Origin of the sequence: Prevotella sp. SGI.167 (assembly GCF_050313615.1) — a bacterium.
In the GTDB taxonomy this organism is placed as follows: Bacteria; Bacteroidota; Bacteroidia; order Bacteroidales; family Bacteroidaceae; genus Prevotella.
The window spans coordinates 67800-87604 of the sequence record NZ_JBNPLT010000014.1 but is presented as its reverse complement, the minus strand read 5'-3'; the positions used below and the strand labels follow the sequence as shown (position 1 = coordinate 87604).

The window sequence follows — 19805 nt, the reverse complement described above, 5'->3', positions numbered from 1 at the left end:
AAAAGAGTAAAAAGGTAAAAGGGTAAAAAGGTAAAAGGGTAAAAAGGTAAAAGGGTAAAAAATGACTTGCTGGCTATGATTTCTTATTGATTTTCTTAACCTTTTTCAATAGATATTCAACGTTTTTCAATGCCTTTCAACGGAATTGTTTTCGGACTGCGGATGTTGTATCTTTGCAACCGTAAATCAGACGGGATTACAAATCCCTTGATACACATAGATGATGCGCAAAGTCTATCTTCACTTAGTATTAACAATTTAAAAGAAAGGAATCGATTATGATTGAGTATTCTATTTACATGATGGGTAATCCTATCAAACCAGAGGAGCCGCAAAAGGCTTATGCCAAGAACCAAGTTCGTGAAATCTGGGACTTGAACAAGTTTTGCAAGCACATTGCTTCACACAACGCTGGCTACAGCCGAGGTATGGTGAAAGCCATCCTGTCGGACATGTGCGACTGCATTGTAGAGCAACTGCTCAACGGCAACAAGATTAAACTCGGTGAGTTTGGTGTCTTTAGCATTTCCATCAACTGTGAGGGTGCGGAGTCGCTGGAGAAGTTTACCGAGGAAAACATCAAGTCGGTGAACATCAAGTTCAACCCTGGTGTGGACTTTGAGAACCTTGTTGATAAAGCTGAGTTCAAACTCGTGGCAAGCCGTGCTGGTCAAGCTGCCTTGCTTAAGGCTGAAAAGGCGAACGAGAGTACCGTTGACCTGGAGGCTGCGAAGAAGAAGCCTACCAAGGACGAGGGTGACGGTGGCAACAAGCCATCTGGCGATGGTGGTGATACACCAAACCCTGGTGGTGACAACACTTCTGGTGGCGGCAGCACTTCTGGTGGCGGCAGCAACCCTGACGGAGAGGATGTAGGAATGTAGGAGTAATCCATCGGCTGTGCCCAGCTTAGGGCTGGGTGCAGCCACCTCTTTGCTATCTAACTGATGTTTCATCTTTAATTTCATTTACTATTATGATCAATCTCAATGAAAATCAAAATTCGGGAATCAAGAAGATTTCTTGGATTCAAATCGTGAATGCTGTCGTTCAAGCTATCATCGCTGCCCTGACGGCACTGGGAGTAAGCTCGTGCGCAAACATTTTATAATGGATAATTTATAATGTACAATGTATAATTTATAATGTATAAATATCATGAGAAGACTTCAAATGATGACGGAAGAGGAGGTGAAATACCTCGTTATTCACTGCTCGGCTACGAGATGTGACCGAGACTATACGGAGGAAATGTTGCTCCGTGACCATCTGGCTCGCCACTTCCGTGGCATTGGTTATCACTTCTATATCCGAAAGGATGGTAAGAAGACGCAGCACAGAATGTTGCTGGAAGTGGGTGCTCATTGTGTACCTTATAATAGATGCAGTATCGGCATCTGCTATGAGGGTGGACTGGACGAGCATGGCAAACCTGCCAATACGCTCACCAAAGAGCAGGAGGAGCGAATCGCTGATTTGCTCATCAATCTGCACAAGCTCTTTCCGAAAGCGAAGATTGTGGGGCATCGTGACTTGCCGGGTACTACACCTAAGGAATGTCCTTGTCTTGATACCCATGCCGTATTCGGGTGGATAGAAGAGTTGTGATTAGTGTTCGTGGACTTGGTGATATACGTTATCATCAAGTCCATGCCTTATTCTTCTACCACTGCAAAGTCCTCTTTGTATAATCCACGAATGGCTACAGCGTAGCCTCCGAAGTCAAAGACGAGCTGACGGTCACGGTCGATACGGACGATGTATCCCTCGCATCCTTTGAAAATGCCTGTTTTCACACGTAGTTTTACATGGTCTTTGGCAAATTTCTCGAATGGGTCTCTAAGAAAGGTCACTCTCTCAGGATTGTCTTTCAGGACAGTCATGAAAGGTTGCATCACCTGATTGCTAATAGATGCAGGTACACCCTTGCATCTGTCATTTACTAAATGGTATTGTGGGTAATATGCTCTTAGAAAATCTTGCAGGTCGCCAGTTTCGCCCTGCAAGAAGACAAGTCCGCTAATGGTTGGCTTCAATTCTTTCTTTACTCCTCCGTTCTCGTTCTTTTGTCTGTATGTGTAAGAACGATGGATAAAACAAGCATGGGAAGAATTGGGATTTTTCTTATTATAGGTTTCCATTTCTTTTTCAAAAACCTGGGCTGTCTTGTTATGGATAAACAGATAACCCCAAGGCATTCCTTCTATACCTGGATCCGATTTTTTATCAGCCCCAGTAATGTTGATGCCCTTTGGTAAGCGCTTGCTTACGTCGGCTGTAGAAGGTGAATTCAAGCAATCCTGCGTCATATTCTCGTTCTACTTTATGTTCTTGGCTACAACCATACATGATGATTGAGGAAGCCTAGCTTCTTTTATGTAATTATGCATAATCTTAATATCTTATGAGCATTAGCCGATATAATCTTGCACATGCTTATTTTTTTACATTCGTTGCTCATTCTTATTAGGAATGAGCAAAGCATTCGGAAACAAACGAAAATCCGCAATTTAGAGGAAGCATATAATGCCGATTAGCTAAACATTTGTAGTATATTTTGGGAGTTATATACAAAAAAATAATTAAATTTGACAGATATTTCAGGGAAAATTAGTATTTTTGCAATTAGTTATATCATTCCTAATAAGAATGGGCGAAGTTTGCTAAACATTTCCACAAAGTGGTTTTGCGGGTGAATTTATGATAGTTCCTTTACAAAGGTATACACTTCAATGGTATCTTCAAGCCTATCATCTTTCCGATTTGTCGATGATGGCTTGCATCGGTTTCATCCACTCGATATTGATATTCTGGTGGGTCTTGCGGCGGTTATAACTCACCAAATCACATTTCAGGTCTGTCTTCTTCAAGAACGCCATATCTACGAATGCCATGCCTCGGAGATAGAAGCTGAGCAGGAACAGGTCTCGTGTCTTGTCAAGGGATGATCCTCTTGGCAAGTCCAACTTTTCTATCTTGCGAATATCCTTTACAGTAATGGCTCGTTTGGCGGCATTGGCGTAGTTATTCCTGGTACCAATGCACTGCATCTGCTTCATCTTCCAATCTATCTGTGACTGGATGAGGTGATAATACAATGTGCCTTCCTTTCCTGGCACCGAGGATGCTCTGAATTTTACTTTTACTGTTGCCATAATACTAACTTTTGTCGGTTCTTGAAAAGATAACAATACGTAATCTTTCACTTTGCCCTTAATTAATTATAAATATTAGGCATCTGTTATTGTTATCTCAAAAATAATTATTATTTTTGCAAGGTCGAGTACGTGTAATATAACAATAGATGAATTATGGCAGTAACGGAATTTACTTTTAAGCAAGCAATGGATTTAATCAGCACTCCCAAAGTTATTTTGGAGGGTGATGGTAAGACTGTCTGTGCATCTAAACAAATAGACTGTATACCCGGTTTACATGAAAATATTACATTACGTTCATATGATGAAGAATTCTTGTTTTCATGGACAATCAACAGAAGTTCCAAAGAATTAATTAAGTTGAGTCTGCATGTCTTAGAGAAAGATTCACATGTGGGGATATTTCGTGTGGATTATGTTTCCAATGATTCGATTCATCCAAATCCTGCAATAGCAACCGTGGATGTTCCAGACGAACTTAAACGTTTTGCAGGAAAGGAAATCTCTGGTCCTCATGCTCATTTTAATATTGCAGGGTATAAAAACTTACAATGGGCAGTTCCTTTGAATGAAATAAATTATAGCGTAAAGGCTATAGTTGACGAGCAGAATCATATTGATGCATGTTCAGCTATTCAATGTTTTGCTAAATACATAAATATAACAACGCCAATTATGGCACAACAAAGTTTAATATGAGTTGGATAGAAGACAGTATTACAGACTACTACAAGTGGTTACGTGAACGTGCGAAGGTTCGCACTGATGAAACCACAGGATGGAGTGTCATGTCCACTCCGTTCTTGGGTGCCTACAATGATCCTCTCGAAATTTACCTCCGAAAAAACGGAGACGAAATCGAGATGAGTGATGATGGAGTTACTTTTGAAAACCTAAACCAATTAGGTGTAAATATTAGTCGCTCCGCAAAAAGAAAAGAATGGGTTGATTACATTCTTCGAAATTATGGTGTATCGCTAGAAGATAATGAACTTCGCACTGTGGCAACTATTGAGAATTTCTCACAAAAGAAACATGGTTTGCTCTGTGCAATGTTGGAAATCTCTGAAATGGAAGTGCTGGCACAAAACAATGTGGCAACAATATTCAAAGAAGATGTAAAAAGCTTTTTCGATAAACATGATCTTGTTTACACGCCTCAGTTCATAACTAAAGGAAGTACAGGCATCGAATTTACTTTTGATTTTCAGTTTGCTGGAAGAAAAAAGGAAACTGTTGTTAAGTCATTTAATTCTTTGAATAAAATCAATGTTCCAAACTTCCTCTTCACTTGGAATGACATTAAACCGGTTCGTGAGGAACAAACAGGAAAAAAAGTAAGTAGCTTAGCTATCGTTAATGATTTGGCCATAAAGTTGAAACCGGAATATATTGAGGCTCTTAAAACATATGGCTGTGGATATGTACCTTGGAGCCAAAAGGATTCTCCAGAAACTATTAAATTGTTTAAGGATTTAGTGGCTTGACGTAAGCATATCCATAAATCTCTCAAATATGCATACTGTCTCCTGTACTCCTATGGCTTCTGCATGCACTATGGATATATCCTTGTGTCCCATGCAGCCTTTGTGGTATGGATTTCTGATGTTAAGAAATAGAAAAAGCCGTGCAACTCATTGAGTTACACGGCTTTCCCGATAATATTTATTTTGTTTCTATGTCATTTTATTGACTTTACTTAACCTCCTCGAAGTCAGCGTCCTGAACATCCTGGGCGCCATTGTTGCCGCCTTGTGCCTGCTGACCGCCCTGAGCACCCTGAGGACCTGCCTGCTGGCCGCCCTGATACATCTGCTGAGAAGCAGCCTGCATGACGGTGTTCAAGTTGTTGATAGCAGAATCGATGGCTGCAACATCACCTGCCTTGTGAGCATCCTTCAACTGCTGCAATGCCTGCTCGATGCCTGGCTTCTTGTCTGCAGGAATCTTATCACCGTTATCCTTAAGGAAGTTCTCGGTGGTGAAGATCATGCTGTCTGCCTGGTTCATCTTGTCAATCTTCTCGCGCTCAGCCTTATCAGCAGCAGCGTTCTGCTCTGCCTCAGCCTTCATGCGGTTGATCTCGTCCTCGCTCAAGCCAGATGAAGCCTCGATGCGGATGCTCTGCTCCTTACCGGTAGCCTTATCCTTAGCTGATACGTTCAAGATACCGTTGGCATCGATATCGAAGGTAACCTCAATCTGAGGAACACCACGGCGAGCTGGAGCAATACCTGTCAGGTTGAACTGACCGATGCTCTTGTTCTGAGCTGCCATTGGACGCTCACCCTGCAATACGTGGATGGTAACCTCTGTCTGGTTATCAGCTGCTGTAGAGAATACCTCGCTCTTCTTGCAAGGGATGGTAGAGTTAGCATCGATGAGCTTGGTCATTACACCACCCATAGTCTCGATACCGAGAGTCAATGGAGTAACGTCGAGCAATACGATGTCGCCAACACCCTCTTCCTTGTTCAGGATGGCACCCTGGATAGCTGCACCTACTGCTACTACCTCATCAGGGTTTACGCCCTTAGAAGGCTCCTTGCCGAAGTAGTTCTTAACGAGTGTCTGAACGGCTGGGATACGGCTTGAACCACCTACCAGGATAACCTCGTCGATATCTGATGTAGAGAGCTTAGCGTCACGAACGGCATTCTGGCAAGGTACCAGGCAAGCCTGAATCAGGTTGTGAGCCAACTGCTCGAACTGTGCACGGGTCAAAGTCTTAACCAAGTGCTTTGGCATACCGTCAACGGCTGTGATATAAGGCAAGTTGATTTCTGTAGATGTAGAGCTAGACAACTCAATCTTAGCCTTTTCAGCTGCTTCCTTCAAACGCTGCATAGCCATAGGGTCCTTGCGGAGATCTACGCCTTCCTCTGCCTTGAAGCCATCAGCCAACCAGTTGATGATTACCTGGTCGAAGTCATCACCACCCAGGTGAGTATCACCATTGGTAGAAAGTACCTCGAATACGCCGCCACCGAACTCCAGGATAGAGATATCGAATGTACCACCACCCAAGTCGAATACGGCAATCTTCATATCCTTGTTAGCCTTGTCGACACCGTAAGCCAAAGCTGCGGCTGTAGGCTCATTTACGATACGCTGAACGTTCAAACCTGCAATCTGACCTGCCTCCTTAGTAGCCTGACGCTGTGAGTCAGAGAAGTAAGCAGGAACTGTGATAACAGCATCTGTAACCTCCTGTCCGAGATAATCCTCTGCAGTCTTCTTCATCTTCTGGAGAACCATTGCAGAAATCTCCTGTGGAGTATACTTGCGACCCTCGATTTCAACACGTGGATAACCACCCTCGTTTACTACTGTATAAGGCATTGCCTCAGCCTCTTTCTGGCTCTGAGCGTATGTCTCACCCATGAAACGCTTGATAGAATATACTGTGTTCTTAGGGTTTGTGATGGCCTGACGCTTAGCAGGATCACCTACCTTGCGGTCACCATCCTTAACGAAACCTACTACTGATGGAGTAGTACGCTTACCTTCACTGTTAGCGATTACAACTGGTTCGCTACCTTCGAAAACGGCAACACAACTGTTTGTGGTACCCAAGTCAATTCCAATTACTTTTCCCATGATTATATCTTTTTTTTATTTTTTCGTTATTAATATGTTATTTATCTCATGAATCGCTGCCTTCGGGGAAGTCTGCCGAAGATATGCATCTGTCGGGAACCTCCTGAACTCAGCGTTCACGCTTTCCTTAATAACAAAGCATGTGCCAAGGGAATTTTAGTTCAAGGTGGCTGACAAGGTGTCAGATGATGCTGACAAAATAAAAGGAATCAAGATATAGGAGGCGATAAAATGTCGCATTCTCCCTATCTTGATTCCTGTAATATGATTGAGAAATCTTTCTTTTCAGATAAAACTCCTATATATAATAAGGTGTAAAACCTTATCTGGCGTTATTTCTGCTCCTTGGCAGAAAGTGCTTCGCGAACCTTAGTCTCCAGTTCATCGAGAAGCTCAGGGTTATCCTTGAGCAATGCCTTGCAGGCATCGGCACCCTGTCCGAGTTTAGAACCGCCATAGCTATACCAGCTGCCGCTCTTTTCGATGATGTCGTTGGCTACTGCCAGACCGAATACCTCACCGGCACGGCTGATGCCTTCGCCAAACATGATGTCGAACTCAGCCTTGCGGAAAGGAGGAGCCACCTTGTTCTTCACAACCTTTACGCGAACCTGATTACCTACTACCTCATCGCCATCCTTGATAGCTGTTGCCTTGCGAATGTCCAGGCGAACAGATGCATAGAATTTCAAAGCGTTACCACCTGTTGTTGTTTCAGGGTTGCCGAACATAACACCAATCTTTTCGCGCAACTGGTTGATGAAGATACAGGTAGTGTTGGTCTTGCTGATGGTAGAAGTGAGCTTGCGGAGTGCCTGACTCATCAATCGAGCCTGAAGACCTACCACATTGTCACCCATATCGCCTTCGATTTCCTTCTTAGGAGTCAAGGCGGCTACAGAGTCAACAACTACGATGTCTACAGCAGCAGAACTGATCAGCTGGTCTGCAATCTGCAACGCCTGCTCACCGTTATCTGGTTGTGAAATCCACAAGTTATCAACATCAACGCCCAATTTAGCCGCATAGAAACGGTCGAAAGCGTGCTCAGCATCAATGAAAGCAGCGATACCGCCAGCCTTCTGAGCCTCTGCGATGGCATGGATAGCCAATGTTGTTTTACCGGAAGATTCCGGACCATAAATTTCGATGATACGACCCTTAGGATAACCGCCTACGCCCAGTGCATTGTCGAGAGCGATACTGCCTGTAGGGATAACTTCGATATTCTCAACGTGCTCATCGCCGAGTTTCATGATAGAGCCCTTACCGAAGTCCTTTTCTATCTTAGCCATGGCTGCCTGAAGGGCTTTCAGCTTGCCTTCATTGGGATTCAATTTTCCCTCTTGCATTTCTTTTGCCATATCTTATTTAGTTTAAAGTTTAGTCAATTTCCAAATCGCCATCAAACACTTCGTGCCATGGTAATCCCTGCTTGTTGAGCTGCTCCATGAATGGATCTGGGTCGAACTCCTCTACGTTCCAGACGCCTGGCTTCTTCCAGATGCCCTTGAGGAACATCATGGCACCAATCATGGCTGGCACACCGGTGGTGTAGCTGACACCCTGCATACCGGTTTCGTTGTAAGCCTCCTGGTGCTTGCAGTTGTTATATACGTAATAGGTGCGCTCCTTGCCATCCTTCTTACCACGGATGCGGCAACCGATAGATGTTTCGCCATCATAGTTCTCACCGAGATCCTGTGGGTTAGGCAATACGGCCTTGAGGAACTGCAATGGAACAATCTTCACCTTGGCTGTCTTGCCGGAACCGTCTGCCAATGGAGCCTCGTACTCGATTTCGTCGATGCGGCTCATGCCGAGGTTCTGAATGCAGTCGAGGTAGGTGAGATACTGCTGACCGAAGGTCATCCAGAAGCGTGCTTCCTTGATGGTAGGGTAGTTCTTTACCAGGCTCTCCAACTCTTCGTGGTGCATCAGATAGCTCTCGCGAGGGCCGATGTTAGGGTAGGTGAGAGGCTTGTGGATAGAGAGTGGGTCGGTTTCAATCCATTCGCCATCCTTATACCAGAGTCCCTTCTGGGTAATCTCGCGGATATTGATTTCAGGGTTGAAGTTGGTTGCGAAAGCCTTGTGATGGTTACCGGCATTGCAATCCACGATGTCGAGCACCTCAATCTCATCGAAGTGATGCTTGGCAGCGTATGCGGTGAAGATGCCGGATACACCTGGGTCGAAACCGCAGCCGAGGATAGCGCAGAGACCTGCCTGCTCGAACTTATCCTTGTAAGCCCACTGCCATGAGTACTCGAAGTGAGCCTCGTCCTTAGGCTCATAGTTAGCGGTATCCATGTAGTTGCAACCGCAAGCCAGACAGGCATCCATGATGGTGAGATCCTGGTAAGGCAAAGCGAGGTTGATGACAAGCTCTGGCTTATAGCTATTGAAGAGAGCCTTCAACTGCTCAACGTCGTCGGCATCCACCTCAGCTGTCTGAATATCCATCTTGTAGCCTTTTGCGTGGATATCCTTAACTAGCTTATCGCACTTTTCTTTGCGACGGCTAGCAATCATAAACTCGGTGAAAACGTCCTGGTTCTGGACGATCTTGAAGGCAGCTACGGTAGCCACGCCACCTGCGCCAATCATAAGTACTCTACTCATTTTTTATCTTTAATGTTAAGTGTTTAATGTTTACTTTATCTCATTTGCCGAAATTCCCAGGGCATTCATGAGCGAATAACCGAGAATCTCCTGTCTGAAGTTGCCGCCTGGCATGGGCTGCATGGCAAAGAGGGTGATGCGCCTGTCATCGTCATCTACCTTACGGAGTATCTCGCGGAGTCGGTCGTAAGCATCTCCATCCTCAGAATTTGGGATTACCATCACTCGCTTCACCTCCTTGGCGTTGCATACGGTGCGTGCCACATCTACGAGGAAGTCATCCTTGCCTACCATCTTCTCCTCTGTAGGATAAGAAGAGATGATGAATTCTCCGAGCTTATCATCCTTGAAAGCCTGAGCGTTCAGATCCTTCTCATAGTTGGAAGGGCGGAAGTTCTTCATCGCCATCGACTGCTTGTCGTGGATAAGCACAACCTGTGTTTCGTGCTCGCCCTCTCTCAGACCTCCATCAAGGGCAATGCAGACTGCCCATTGTGCCATATCGGCTGGTTGGATGCGACGGTTAATCATTCGTTCGAAGTTGACTATCAGGTCGAAAGCCACTCGGTCGATATAATCGGCGTCAGCGATGATTACATTCTCGCTCCATTTTATATTGTTTGTATCTAATGTATTCATTGGTGCAAAAATTAAGCAAACGAGCATGATGAAAGCTTGCTTTCAAATTGTCGAGTGCAGATTATTTCTGCAAATTTACGAATAAATTTCGTAATTAAGGCATTTTGGAAATATAAAATAATAAAAAAGATAGTATTTTCATCATTTCTTCATTTGATGGAATACTATCTTCTGTATTTTATGTGATAATCCGAGGCTCTTCTTCTTTTTATTCTCCGGTCTTCTTTCTCGGCAATCCGGGCTCTTCTTCTTTCTGCTCTCCGAAGTCTTTTATGCGATAATCTTCGCCAGATAATGTCCGGTGAGCACGGCGATGAGTCCCAGCGCCAGACTTCCGAAGAGATAGAGCATCATATAGAGGTAATTCTCTTCTTTCATCAGTCCTGCTCCCTCGTTCATAAAGGTAGAGAAGGTAGTGTATCCTCCGCAGAATCCCGTGGTGAGCAGCAGTTTGACAGATGGCGACATCCATCCCCCTTCCCGCCAGTTCAATCCCGAGAGAAACCCGATGATGAGGCATCCTGCCACATTCACCGCCAAGGTTCCGAACGGAAAGGCAATCACCGTGCAGGATTGCACCATCTTCGATACCCAATATCTCATGCCGCCTCCGAAGAAGCTGCCAATGCTTACTATCAATACTTCTTTCATCTCCTTATCTCCTTATATAATAAATAGGTGATTTATAAAATGCAATCGGAGAGAGATTCAGTTCTCTCCCCAATCATCTATTGTTCCTGTTTTTGATGAGAAACTGCATCCTATCTTGAATATCTTTCTCTTATCTGATAAATATTCCCGAGCATATCCCATATCTTCGATTTGCTGGAGTGCTTCTCTTGCGCTTCCATCCCTCTTAAACTCAAATATATAAATGTATAGAGGAGTTTCTATGATGCAATCTACTCTTCCTTCGCTCTGTTCTTTTTCAATGAAGATGGTATAGGAGCTGATCATCCTCAATACCAGATAGAATGTATATTGGAAATAACGCTCCTTCTCACGTTCATCATCTTTTCTTCGTTGGGAATAAGGGATGCTGGCAAAGAAAGAAACCATCAGCTGATGCAGCTTTTTGCATTCTCCCTTTCCCAATGCTTCGATTACCTGTAGAACCCAGGAATCTGGTGAAACCTTTGGTTTCAGATAATCTGCAGCCAGCAAACTGATGAATCCCCTTCTTACTTCATCGTTCGGAAAATCCAACAGATAGGAATTGGTATTCCTTGACCATCCCTTGATAGTCAGATATCCGCTTTGATATATCATTGGCAAAGGACGCTCTACGGTGGCCTTGTAATCGTCGAAATCCTTGGTGGGATAATATTTCCCCACCAGTTCGTTGATGTTTTCATCGCTATGAGCTAGCAGGCGAACCAGATAGGTGGGCGAACCCGTTTTGAACCAATAGTCATCGATGAGCATTTCCTTGAAGGCGCGCAAGATACTGAAAGGATTATATACGCCTCGCATCCTGCGGCTGAAATGGTAACCATCAAACTGGCGTTTCAGTTTTATCAGCATATCTTCCTTTGAAACATCATATTCCTCGGCCATTTCTGTGATTTGCTGCGCAAAGGTTGATTGCAACTCGTCTTCAGTGATGCCGAGAAGCGTATCGAAGTGGGCAGAAAGGCTGATGTCTTCGGGTTGGTTGAAACCGCTGAATACGCTTACTTGCGAAAACTTGGTAACTCCCGTAAGCAGAACGAATTGCAGGTCTTTGTCGGCAGCCTTGAATACACTGTAGAAGCCTTTCAGAATTTCCCGATGCCTATCTTCCAACAGCCGCTCGTTGCCATCTGCATCGGTTGTTTTCAGTGTAGAATCCAATACGTCTAGCAGAGGCTTGTCGTATTCATCAATAAGGACAACGGCGCGAAGTCCTGTTTTTTCGTGGGCATTTCTCAGTACGCCAATGAATCTGTCGCCGAGGGTGGAAGCAAAGGGGGCTTTGCCGTAGATGGCTTCCTGCGATTCAACGAAATCAATCAGCGTCTTCTCCAGCTGACCTGCTTGTGTGAAATCCTTGCCGTTGAAATCAAGGTGGAATACCGCATATTGTTTCCAGTCGGTTTCCAGATGATCAATGGCTAGGCCCTTGAACAGTTCTTTTCTTCCTTGGAAATAGCATTCCAGTGTAGATACGAGAAGTGACTTTCCAAATCGTCTGGGACGACTCAGAAAGTAAATCTTGCCATTTTCTACCATATCATAAATCATCTGAGTCTTATCTATATAAAGATATCCTTCTGTGATGATTTTCTCAAAGCTCTGTATGCCTATCGGATATTTCATATTGCCCATACTCTTGTTTCTTATTTTCTGCAAAATTACAAAAAATAACGATACAAGCAAATTTTTTATGTACCTTTTCTTAATTTTTCCCTCTAATCTTTCTTTAAAGGGATAAATAGAAGCAGGGAAGATTCCTCTTCTTACAGATAAGATTATGTTGAACAATTAATATTAATAGGAGAAACAAGTTATGAAACGAGTATTCAATCTTTTGGTAGTGGATGAGAGTGGCAGCATGAGTATTATCGAGCGCCAGGCACTGGTGGGTATCAACGAGACCCTGACCACGATTCAGAAAATGCAGAAGACGCATAAGGACATGGAGCAGCGGGTAACGCTTATCACCTTCGACAGCACCCACAAGAATCTGTTTTATGATAATGTGTCTGCTCATCATACTAAGCCTTTGAAATCAAGGGATTACAACCCATGTGGCGGCACCCCTCTTTATGATGCCATAGGCATGGGTATAGCCAAGGTCAACGCCCTGACCACCGAGGATGACTGCGTATTGGTAACCATCATTACGGATGGTGAGGAGAACTGCAGCGAGGAGTATGATTTGAAGATGATCAAGAACCTCATAGAGAAGCTGAAGAAGCAGAACTGGACCTTTACCTTCATCGGCACCGATGATCTTGATGTGGAGAACATAGCTCATGGTATGGGCATCGACAACCACTTGCAGTTCTCAGAAGATGAGGCTGGCACCAAGGCGATGTTTGCCAGAGAAAACAGAGCCCGAGAGCGCTACAACAAGTGCCGTGCGATGGATTGCAAGATGGAAGCAGGCAGTTACTTTGAGGAGAAATAAAGGATGGACCTCAGTATAAGCAGAGAATTACCTGCAAGTGAGTAAACTAAATTATAATATGAGGGGTGTGTTATAAGGCAATGGCGCACCCTTTTTGTTTTTGCAACAGATGGAATATTGAAAAGGATTAGTGTTTTTCTATCTGCTGTATTATAATTGTTTTTTTTCAAGAATTGCCATAATCTGCCATATATTGCCATAAAATCAGCGAAATATAGGTGTTTTAGAGGAATTTTGGGAATAAAAATAAGAAAGCATTGAACAAAAAAACTTTTCCCCGGTTCAATGCTGGGCGTTTTCAATCGCTTTTTTGCAATTTTGACTGACGACGTAGAAGAAATTACGTCCCGACGTAGCATCTGATACGTCCCGACGTAATAATGGATACGTCCCGACGTACAGTCTACTACATCCCGATGCAGTTTCCAAGACGTTCTGCCTACTCTCAAGTAAGTTCTTAATCAGGCATGACGTAATTTAAGCCCTCATAATTAGGCTTATTGAAATTCTACTTCGTTGGTTAAAATACGTGTTCCTCCTGTCCTGAGTTCTGGGATATTAATACGTATATCGCAATCTATTACACAAATATGCCCATTAGGAGAAAGAAGAACATTCTCATCATGCATGTCGCTAAGATAAATATCCTTATTTGCAAAGGTCCAATTTTTAGGATTGATAGATTTAAACCCCATTTGTTCTACGAAAGTTGCAATCTCTGAATCTGCCATCATCTTGCCGTGAATAAAAGGTTGTTCTACTATCACCATAAAATCTTTATTGGTATTTCTGCCAAATCCCAATACATTCATTTCTGTTTCTTCGAAATAAGCATTGTGCAAAGTGATTCTATCTAAGGCCAAAATAGGCTGGATGAAATAATCTAACCCGATAGCCTTTAATACTTTATTGCCATTGTCATACACCACAGCTTCTCCGCCTTGAGCGATTTTTTCGCCTAAGGTTTGTTCATAGGTTTCATCCGTGTTGCTTATCCAAAATCCAGTAGCTTTCGCCCAATCTTCTATTCGCTTCTCTTGGATCTTTCCGAGTTGCTGCTCTCTTTTGAAACTGCCTTCTGGCGCAGAGAGTTGATCTGTGCCAACTTCTGCTCCCGCGAGTAAGGATGCAATAACATGGATTCTACCTCCTTCACGGCACCCATACTGTTCTGACGGTGAAAATCGTTTATATAAGATCTTTCCAGTACTGAATTGTTCTGCATAATCATCTAATTTTGCTAGACCTTCAGATGTAAATCCTTCATTGATTATGTCACTGATGGACATCCAAAAATCATGATTCGTCATATTTACTTGTTTTAATTGCCACAAAATTACGGTTTTTCTTCGATAACACCAAATTTTTGTGGCATTATTTTGCATGTTACATTTTTTTGTGTGACATGTGAATCCTCTGCCTATTCCTGCGAAGCCTTGGAGTTGGAAAGGAATATCCGTGAAAAGTTGATGGTGATTATTTTCCCTTAAGCCTAAAAATATTTAGCCTTAAGGGAAAATATAATTAGCCTTAAGGCTAAATATTTTTAGGCTTAAGAACGTTTGCGTTTCTTTCTGTTGGATTGCTGAAATTGTCGGAGCAGATATTAAACGATGCTGTCTTGTTTTTCTTTTTCCACTCTTCTTTGATTAATTCTGCCAAATATCCATCGCTTCTGCAATGCATGTCTGCAATGCCTTCATTCATCATCTGATAAATAGAAGAAGTATAAAAGAAATCTAGGGCATCTTCCAATGTAATGCCTGTTTGCTCTGCAAAGATAGATACTATGCGAGCATATTTCATTTGAAGTATAGTCTTGTTTGCTTCCATGAAAGTCCCTCCTTATATTATTTCATCTGACTTATTTCAATGCTCCCCGTTTCTTTAACAAGTTAATCAAATCGTCCATGATATACTCCTTGCCGAAAGTATGGAGTACATCATAGCAGGGTATCATATAGCCATTTAAGATATCTGTTGACCGTAACATCTTATATACCTTACTGGCACTCATGTTCAATCGGTCGGCTAAGTTGCCAACGCAATAGGTTACGAAATCCAATTGATATTCTTGCATAATCTTACTTTTTTAATATGTATGGGGCAAAGTTAAGACTTTTCTTCGATAACACCAAATTATTTGGGCTTTATTTCGCATTTCCCTGCAAATTGTTTCAATACATCTTGCATCTCATCCGGAAGAAAAGAGATAGCCTTCTCTTTCATATCTTGTGGAATATCGAAGCGGGCTTCGGCGATGGAGCCAACGATGGCTCCGATGGTATCGCTATCGCCGCCATGAGATATGGCTAGGCGAATGGCATCTTCGAAGGATGAGGCTTGCGAGAGGAGATAGAAAGATAATGGCACAGCATCCATGCAGGTTTCGTCGAACTTGCCTTTTGGATAATCTCGTGTTTCGAAATCTTCGTAATAGCTGCGGGCGATATCCTTGAAGGCTTTCATTGCCTTATCATCAGATTCTTTAGAATTCTTATCTTTACACTCCTTAGATTCTTCTGAGAATCTGCTCTTGCGGAAATGCCAGATGGCATGAGCCACGGCTTTGGCTCCCTTGATTCCTTCGGGATGGTTATGGGTAGGAAGAGCCGTTTTCTCTGCCTCTTCCAAAACCTGCGACAGGTCATCGAATAGCCAAGCTACCGGTGATACTCGCATTGCCGAACCATTGCCAAAACTATTATATGGCTGCGGATCAAGAGAATGAATCCACCCCGCAAATCTTCCGCCATACGCTCCTTTTGGAGAAGGATAGCGGCGGCACCAATCCAGCTGGCTTTCCTGATAGTTTCGCCCGTTCAGTATCGCATCAGCTATCGCTACCGTACAGATGGTATCATCGGTGAAGTCGCATCCTTCGCCGAACATCTCGAAATCATAATCAAACGTATTGTTGAACTCATATTTTGAGCCAGCAATATCTCCTATTATTGCTCCTAACATAAACTGCTAATTATCTATAACTTTACTCTATCACCTCCCAGAAACTCTCAGGCAGGCTGATGTTCTTCATCTCCTTTGCCTTCTCGAACAATGGGGCGATGTCTTCGGCTTCGAAGCCGGCGATGCCGCAACCTATTGGGGTTACCAGGAAATGAAGATCGGGATGCTGATGGGCAAAGATAATGAATTCCTCCACATATGGACGGATGGTTTCCACGCCGCCCTGCATTGTAGGGATGGCATAACTCTGGCCCTGCAAGCCTACACCCTTGCCCATGACGGCACCGAAGTGTAATCGGGCAATGCGGGCTGCACCACCACCATGCATGCCAGCCAGATTGCTGCCAAACACAAAAATCTCGTTCTCCTTCAATGAATCAATCCAGCTAGGAGTGATTCTTCCCTTCTTCATATCTTCCATATTATTCTTATTATTAAATATGTTATTGCTATTATCAGTCGCTTCCTCGCAGCACTTGCATTCGGACATCATTCTCGGCATCGACATCTTAGGAGCACTGGAAACTGATGCGTCTTCGTCGCCGAACGACAGATAGCTTCCGTATTCCGATGCATCGAAGTATCTCTTGAAATAAGGAATCACTACATCGTGCATCATCTTCTGACAACGCTGGGTAACGGCAGAATGGGATATGCCCAACTGTGCGGCTACGTCCTTGCCCCTGAATCCCTCTATATAGAGCATCTTCAGAATGATGCTGTTCTTGCTGTCTCTGCCATAATAGAAATTGCCGATGTCCTCTATCGTCTGATAAAGATCGTGCTCAAACTGGTTGTCGGTCACGTCAAACTGCATCTTGCGGCTTTCCTGCCTTGCTTCGAAACTCTCGAAGCGATGCTCCTTTACCACTTCCTTCAGTTTATCCAGCAGCAGGAAGCGGAAACCATTCACCATCCAGGTTTTGAGCGACATGCTCGGCTTCCGGTCTTCCAAAGGCTTGAAGTCGTGTTCGCAAAGATAGAGATAATATTCGTGGGCCAGCGAGAAGAAGTCCATGCCCGGCTTGTGCTGCAGGTCATATCGCTTATCGTAGATACAATAAGCCACCCGGCAGTATCCGTAGTAATACTCCCTCACTATTCTGGCATCGGCATCCTTGAAGCCCTGCAGAATCTCATCATCCGATAAGCTTTCTAATGCCTTCTTATCCGATGGTTCTATCTTTTCCGAAAAATCAGTGTCTGAAAAATTCTTTTCTTTCTTCATATCTATATCTTTTTGATATCTGCAATTCGATTGCAAATATATACTTTTTGCAAAAGAAATGGCAGGTTTTGCCCATTTTTTCTCTTCAATATTCTATTAAAAGAAGAAAATGATGCAAAAATTAAGCTGGTATCGAAAAAAGTATCCCCTTTTTTACTTTTCCCGTTTTGGATGGTCATATAATCGTACCATTCAAGTATTATTTTTTTTCTTCCCAAGCCAGTATCAAGCCGACAACGCCCGAATAGCTCTTCCTGCCTTCTGCCACATGGTTGCTCCTGAGGTAGAGTTCGAAGATGAAATCCTGGGCGGCATCCAATGCCTTGCATCGCTTGCCGAGCCAGTAGCGGCGGTCGCTCTTTGCCAGTTGGATAATCTCGGGACGGATATGTTTCAGGAATCTTTCTCCCTCCTTTTCGCCGAGAATATCGAATACATTGTTCAGTACGTGGAAGAATATGTGGTAATAGCCGCTGAACCTCATCAGCTTATCTGCCGATGCCGTGCACACGATGTAACTGTAGAAATTCGCCTCTCCCTCGTTGGCTACACCCAGAAAGTGAGCAAACTCGTGGGCATAGGTGGCAGGATAATCGTGGGGGAGAATATCTCCATTAATCGTAAACTCACAGAAGAAAGGCCCCATGCTTCCGGTAACGCCCGACATCGAACTGAGGGGTGTGAATACCATCGTCTTCACATGCGGGTTCTGGTTAAAAGGTGGGTTGATACCTTCCTGATATCCTATTTTATTATATTCTGTCAGTATCGCATCTTTCACCCGATTCTTCAAATCATTATCCACAATACTATTGATTTTTTCACTCTTCACTCTTCGTTCTTCACTTAACCGGTTGAGCGTATCAGCATATTGGTAGGCAAATGCCTTGAATTTGGCTTCGCTTACTTCTACGGGCTTCATACCTATTCTATTATAGATGTTCGGCTGAGAATAGTTCAATCCCCAAGCCATGTAAAACCATACGTATACCCAAAGCAGATACTCTATCACTCTTCCGAAAACACCCTTTTTCTTTCTCCATCCTATCTCGTATATCGGATAGAGAATAACCCATGCGATACTGAGAGCGATGAAAATATCGCCTACAGCAAAAGGAAAGATTCCGGAAACGGGAGAGAGCAGCTTTCCGATAACCGGATAGATGCGAGTGGTATAGAGGAATCCCCAAAGAGGAATCATCTTGGTAAGGGTGACGAGGAGGAACAATGCTAAAAGTACCCAATGTCGCCACTTGATTTTATGAATCCGTAAGACATGCAATATCTTCATGACGCTTCTTTTTAAAGATGTAAAATATGGTATGATGGAGCGAGAGTTTTGCACTTTTTGCTCCCACTGTGCAAAATTACAAAAGTTTTCTGAAATATTGACATGACCTATTTGTTTTTTTACTATTTTTGCTAATGAAAACTATTATGAGTTTATAAATAAGAAGATAGGAGGTACTATTATGAAACAAACACGTGAAGCCTTTGAGGCAAAAAACCTTGAGTACGAAAACCTCTATAATGAGGAAGATGAACGTAGAGATTATAATTCAATTTGGTATAACTAAATAATTCTCTATATTAGGTTAGAAAAGATTGAATTGTATTTCATTATAAAAATAAAAAAGATAATGAAGGATAATTAAAGGCTATGCCAATAGTTGTTATTTAGGGGATACAACGTGGGCATAGCCTTTTTTATGTCTTCTTTTTAGTATCTTCTTTAATGTCTTTTCTCAAAATCTTATCGGGAATTCTTATTTCTCGAAGTGCTGGTAATCCTTGCTATGTTTCCAATCACCTCCCCATCTGAATCCCTTTGCCTTGAAGAGGCGGTAGCAGAGGTCGCCTTTCTTGATCATATAAACATGATGCTTGCTGCGGTCCAGATAGGGACGGCCAGTGGCAGGCTCCACCACATCCTTGCCGTTTTTCAGTCGTTTGTGGTAGGGATTATAGAGAGTGTTGATGTCGATGGCAAGTCCTTTGCCATGCTTCGATACGGTATGGGTATGCGAGATGAAACGGAAGTTGAAACTGGAGGAGTTGTTGGCTCTCATCGTCCTTTCGTCGTCTGCATCCCAATAGTCGATGAGTCTCATCCGCTCTATCGGATATTGAGCCTCGTAGAGCTTTTTGAGAATATCGAGCACATCTGTCGCTATCGCCTTGTTCACCACCATTTCGCCCACTATCTTCCTGCCGTCTTTATCCACGTGGAGGCATCGCAGGTATCTCAGTTCGCTTCTTTTTACGGTGCAGTTCTTCTTGTATGTCTTCCCTTGCATCAGGTAGAAAATTTCATCAGGAATAGGGGAAATGGAGAAGAAATGCTTCTCTCCCAGTTTTCTGATGGTTTGTTCGCTGACGATATCTCCTGGTTTCTGTGCCTTGGATGGAAGGCAGAAAAGCATGGAAATAAACAGGCATATTATTAAAATCCTTTTTGCTGTCATAACGTTTCTCC

The 19805-nt window shown here is 43.4% G+C and carries 21 protein-coding genes; 6 read left to right on the top strand and 15 right to left on the bottom strand.

Features of this window, described 5'->3' with window-relative positions; genetic code table 11:
* Window positions 1-278: 278 nt before the first annotated feature.
* From ACQRBJ_RS09110 to ACQRBJ_RS09100, 3 genes are all read left to right on the top strand, one after another.
* Window positions 279-884 (top strand): HU family DNA-binding protein, encoded by a 606-nt coding sequence (locus tag ACQRBJ_RS09110; protein ID WP_445303413.1) that lies wholly within the window; start codon window positions 279-281, stop codon window positions 882-884.
* 92 nt (window positions 885-976) lie between these two features.
* On the top strand, window positions 977-1111 hold the full coding sequence (locus ACQRBJ_RS09105; RefSeq protein ID WP_295347597.1) for a smalltalk protein: 135 nt from the start codon (window positions 977-979) through the stop codon (window positions 1109-1111).
* Window positions 1112-1158: 47 nt separating this feature from the next.
* Window positions 1159-1608 (top strand): N-acetylmuramoyl-L-alanine amidase, encoded by a 450-nt coding sequence (locus ACQRBJ_RS09100; RefSeq protein ID WP_441932856.1) that lies wholly within the window; start codon window positions 1159-1161, stop codon window positions 1606-1608.
* Window positions 1609-1655: 47 nt separating this feature from the next.
* Here the strand turns inward: ACQRBJ_RS09100 and ACQRBJ_RS09095 are convergent, their stop codons facing one another.
* Together ACQRBJ_RS09095 and ACQRBJ_RS09090 are read right to left on the bottom strand one after the other, a co-directional pair.
* A complete protein-coding gene (locus ACQRBJ_RS09095) occupies window positions 1656-2309 on the bottom strand; it encodes a hypothetical protein (protein WP_445303412.1) in 654 nt (217 codons plus the stop codon).
* A gap of 441 nt (window positions 2310-2750) precedes the next feature.
* A complete protein-coding gene (locus tag ACQRBJ_RS09090; RefSeq protein WP_445303411.1) occupies window positions 2751-3155 on the bottom strand; it encodes a hypothetical protein in 405 nt (134 codons plus the stop codon).
* A gap of 156 nt (window positions 3156-3311) precedes the next feature.
* Between ACQRBJ_RS09090 and ACQRBJ_RS09085 the strand changes: the two genes are divergently transcribed.
* Together ACQRBJ_RS09085 and ACQRBJ_RS09080 are read left to right on the top strand one after the other, a co-directional pair.
* Window positions 3312-3857 (top strand): DUF6978 family protein, encoded by a 546-nt coding sequence (locus ACQRBJ_RS09085; protein ID WP_445303410.1) that lies wholly within the window; start codon window positions 3312-3314, stop codon window positions 3855-3857.
* Window positions 3854-4645, top strand: a complete 792-nt coding sequence (locus ACQRBJ_RS09080; protein WP_445303409.1) for a DUF1828 domain-containing protein — start codon at window positions 3854-3856, stop codon at window positions 4643-4645. Before ACQRBJ_RS09085 ends, ACQRBJ_RS09080 begins: the two co-directional genes overlap by 4 nt.
* A gap of 208 nt (window positions 4646-4853) precedes the next feature.
* On the opposite strand, the gene dnaK is transcribed toward ACQRBJ_RS09080, so the two are convergent.
* From dnaK to ACQRBJ_RS09050, 6 genes are all read right to left on the bottom strand, one after another.
* Window positions 4854-6758 (bottom strand): molecular chaperone DnaK, encoded by a 1905-nt coding sequence (dnaK, locus tag ACQRBJ_RS09075; RefSeq protein WP_294970346.1) that lies wholly within the window; start codon window positions 6756-6758, stop codon window positions 4854-4856.
* A 332-nt stretch (window positions 6759-7090) separates the two neighbouring features.
* A complete protein-coding gene (recA, locus tag ACQRBJ_RS09070; RefSeq protein WP_445303408.1) occupies window positions 7091-8122 on the bottom strand; it encodes a recombinase RecA in 1032 nt (343 codons plus the stop codon).
* A gap of 19 nt (window positions 8123-8141) precedes the next feature.
* Window positions 8142-9383, bottom strand: a complete 1242-nt coding sequence (locus ACQRBJ_RS09065) for a saccharopine dehydrogenase family protein (RefSeq protein ID WP_006848470.1) — start codon at window positions 9381-9383, stop codon at window positions 8142-8144.
* Between the two features lie 30 nt (window positions 9384-9413).
* Window positions 9414-10022, bottom strand: coding sequence for a DUF6621 family protein (locus tag ACQRBJ_RS09060; RefSeq protein WP_441935483.1), 609 nt, complete (start codon window positions 10020-10022; stop codon window positions 9414-9416).
* Window positions 10023-10292: 270 nt separating this feature from the next.
* Window positions 10293-10673: a fluoride efflux transporter CrcB gene (crcB, locus tag ACQRBJ_RS09055; protein ID WP_445303407.1), complete on the bottom strand. Its 381-nt coding sequence runs from the start codon at window positions 10671-10673 to the stop codon at window positions 10293-10295.
* Window positions 10674-10730: 57 nt separating this feature from the next.
* Window positions 10731-12320 carry an ATP-binding protein gene (locus tag ACQRBJ_RS09050; protein WP_294970351.1) on the bottom strand — a complete coding sequence of 530 codons (1590 nt, stop codon included), beginning with the start codon at window positions 12318-12320 and terminating at the stop codon, window positions 10731-10733.
* A 190-nt stretch (window positions 12321-12510) separates the two neighbouring features.
* On the opposite strand from ACQRBJ_RS09050, the gene ACQRBJ_RS09045 reads away from it, so the two are divergent.
* The gene (locus ACQRBJ_RS09045) at window positions 12511-13134 is read left to right on the top strand and encodes a vWA domain-containing protein (RefSeq protein WP_445303406.1); all 624 of its coding nucleotides are present in this window, start codon (window positions 12511-12513) and stop codon (window positions 13132-13134) included.
* A 497-nt stretch (window positions 13135-13631) separates the two neighbouring features.
* On the opposite strand, the gene ACQRBJ_RS09040 is transcribed toward ACQRBJ_RS09045, so the two are convergent.
* The 7 genes from ACQRBJ_RS09040 to ACQRBJ_RS09010 form a co-directional block, all read right to left on the bottom strand.
* Window positions 13632-14444: a hypothetical protein gene (locus tag ACQRBJ_RS09040; RefSeq protein WP_445303405.1), complete on the bottom strand. Its 813-nt coding sequence runs from the start codon at window positions 14442-14444 to the stop codon at window positions 13632-13634.
* Window positions 14445-14670: 226 nt separating this feature from the next.
* Window positions 14671-14967 (bottom strand): DUF3791 domain-containing protein, encoded by a 297-nt coding sequence (locus ACQRBJ_RS09035; protein ID WP_445303404.1) that lies wholly within the window; start codon window positions 14965-14967, stop codon window positions 14671-14673.
* Window positions 14968-14998: 31 nt separating this feature from the next.
* The gene (locus ACQRBJ_RS09030; RefSeq protein ID WP_153082927.1) at window positions 14999-15214 is read right to left on the bottom strand and encodes a DUF3791 domain-containing protein; all 216 of its coding nucleotides are present in this window, start codon (window positions 15212-15214) and stop codon (window positions 14999-15001) included.
* 59 nt (window positions 15215-15273) lie between these two features.
* Entirely contained in the window at window positions 15274-16101 is an 828-nt protein-coding gene (locus tag ACQRBJ_RS09025) for an ADP-ribosylglycohydrolase family protein (protein ID WP_445303403.1), read from the bottom strand.
* Window positions 16102-16123: 22 nt separating this feature from the next.
* Window positions 16124-16513, bottom strand: coding sequence for an A1S_2505 family phage non-structural protein (locus ACQRBJ_RS09020; protein ID WP_233905367.1), 390 nt, complete (start codon window positions 16511-16513; stop codon window positions 16124-16126).
* 1015 nt (window positions 16514-17528) lie between these two features.
* Window positions 17529-18620 carry a DUF3810 domain-containing protein gene (locus ACQRBJ_RS09015; RefSeq protein ID WP_445303402.1) on the bottom strand — a complete coding sequence of 364 codons (1092 nt, stop codon included), beginning with the start codon at window positions 18618-18620 and terminating at the stop codon, window positions 17529-17531.
* A gap of 475 nt (window positions 18621-19095) precedes the next feature.
* Window positions 19096-19794, bottom strand: coding sequence for a M15 family metallopeptidase (locus ACQRBJ_RS09010; RefSeq protein ID WP_445303401.1), 699 nt, complete (start codon window positions 19792-19794; stop codon window positions 19096-19098).
* Window positions 19795-19805: the final 11 nt, after the last annotated feature.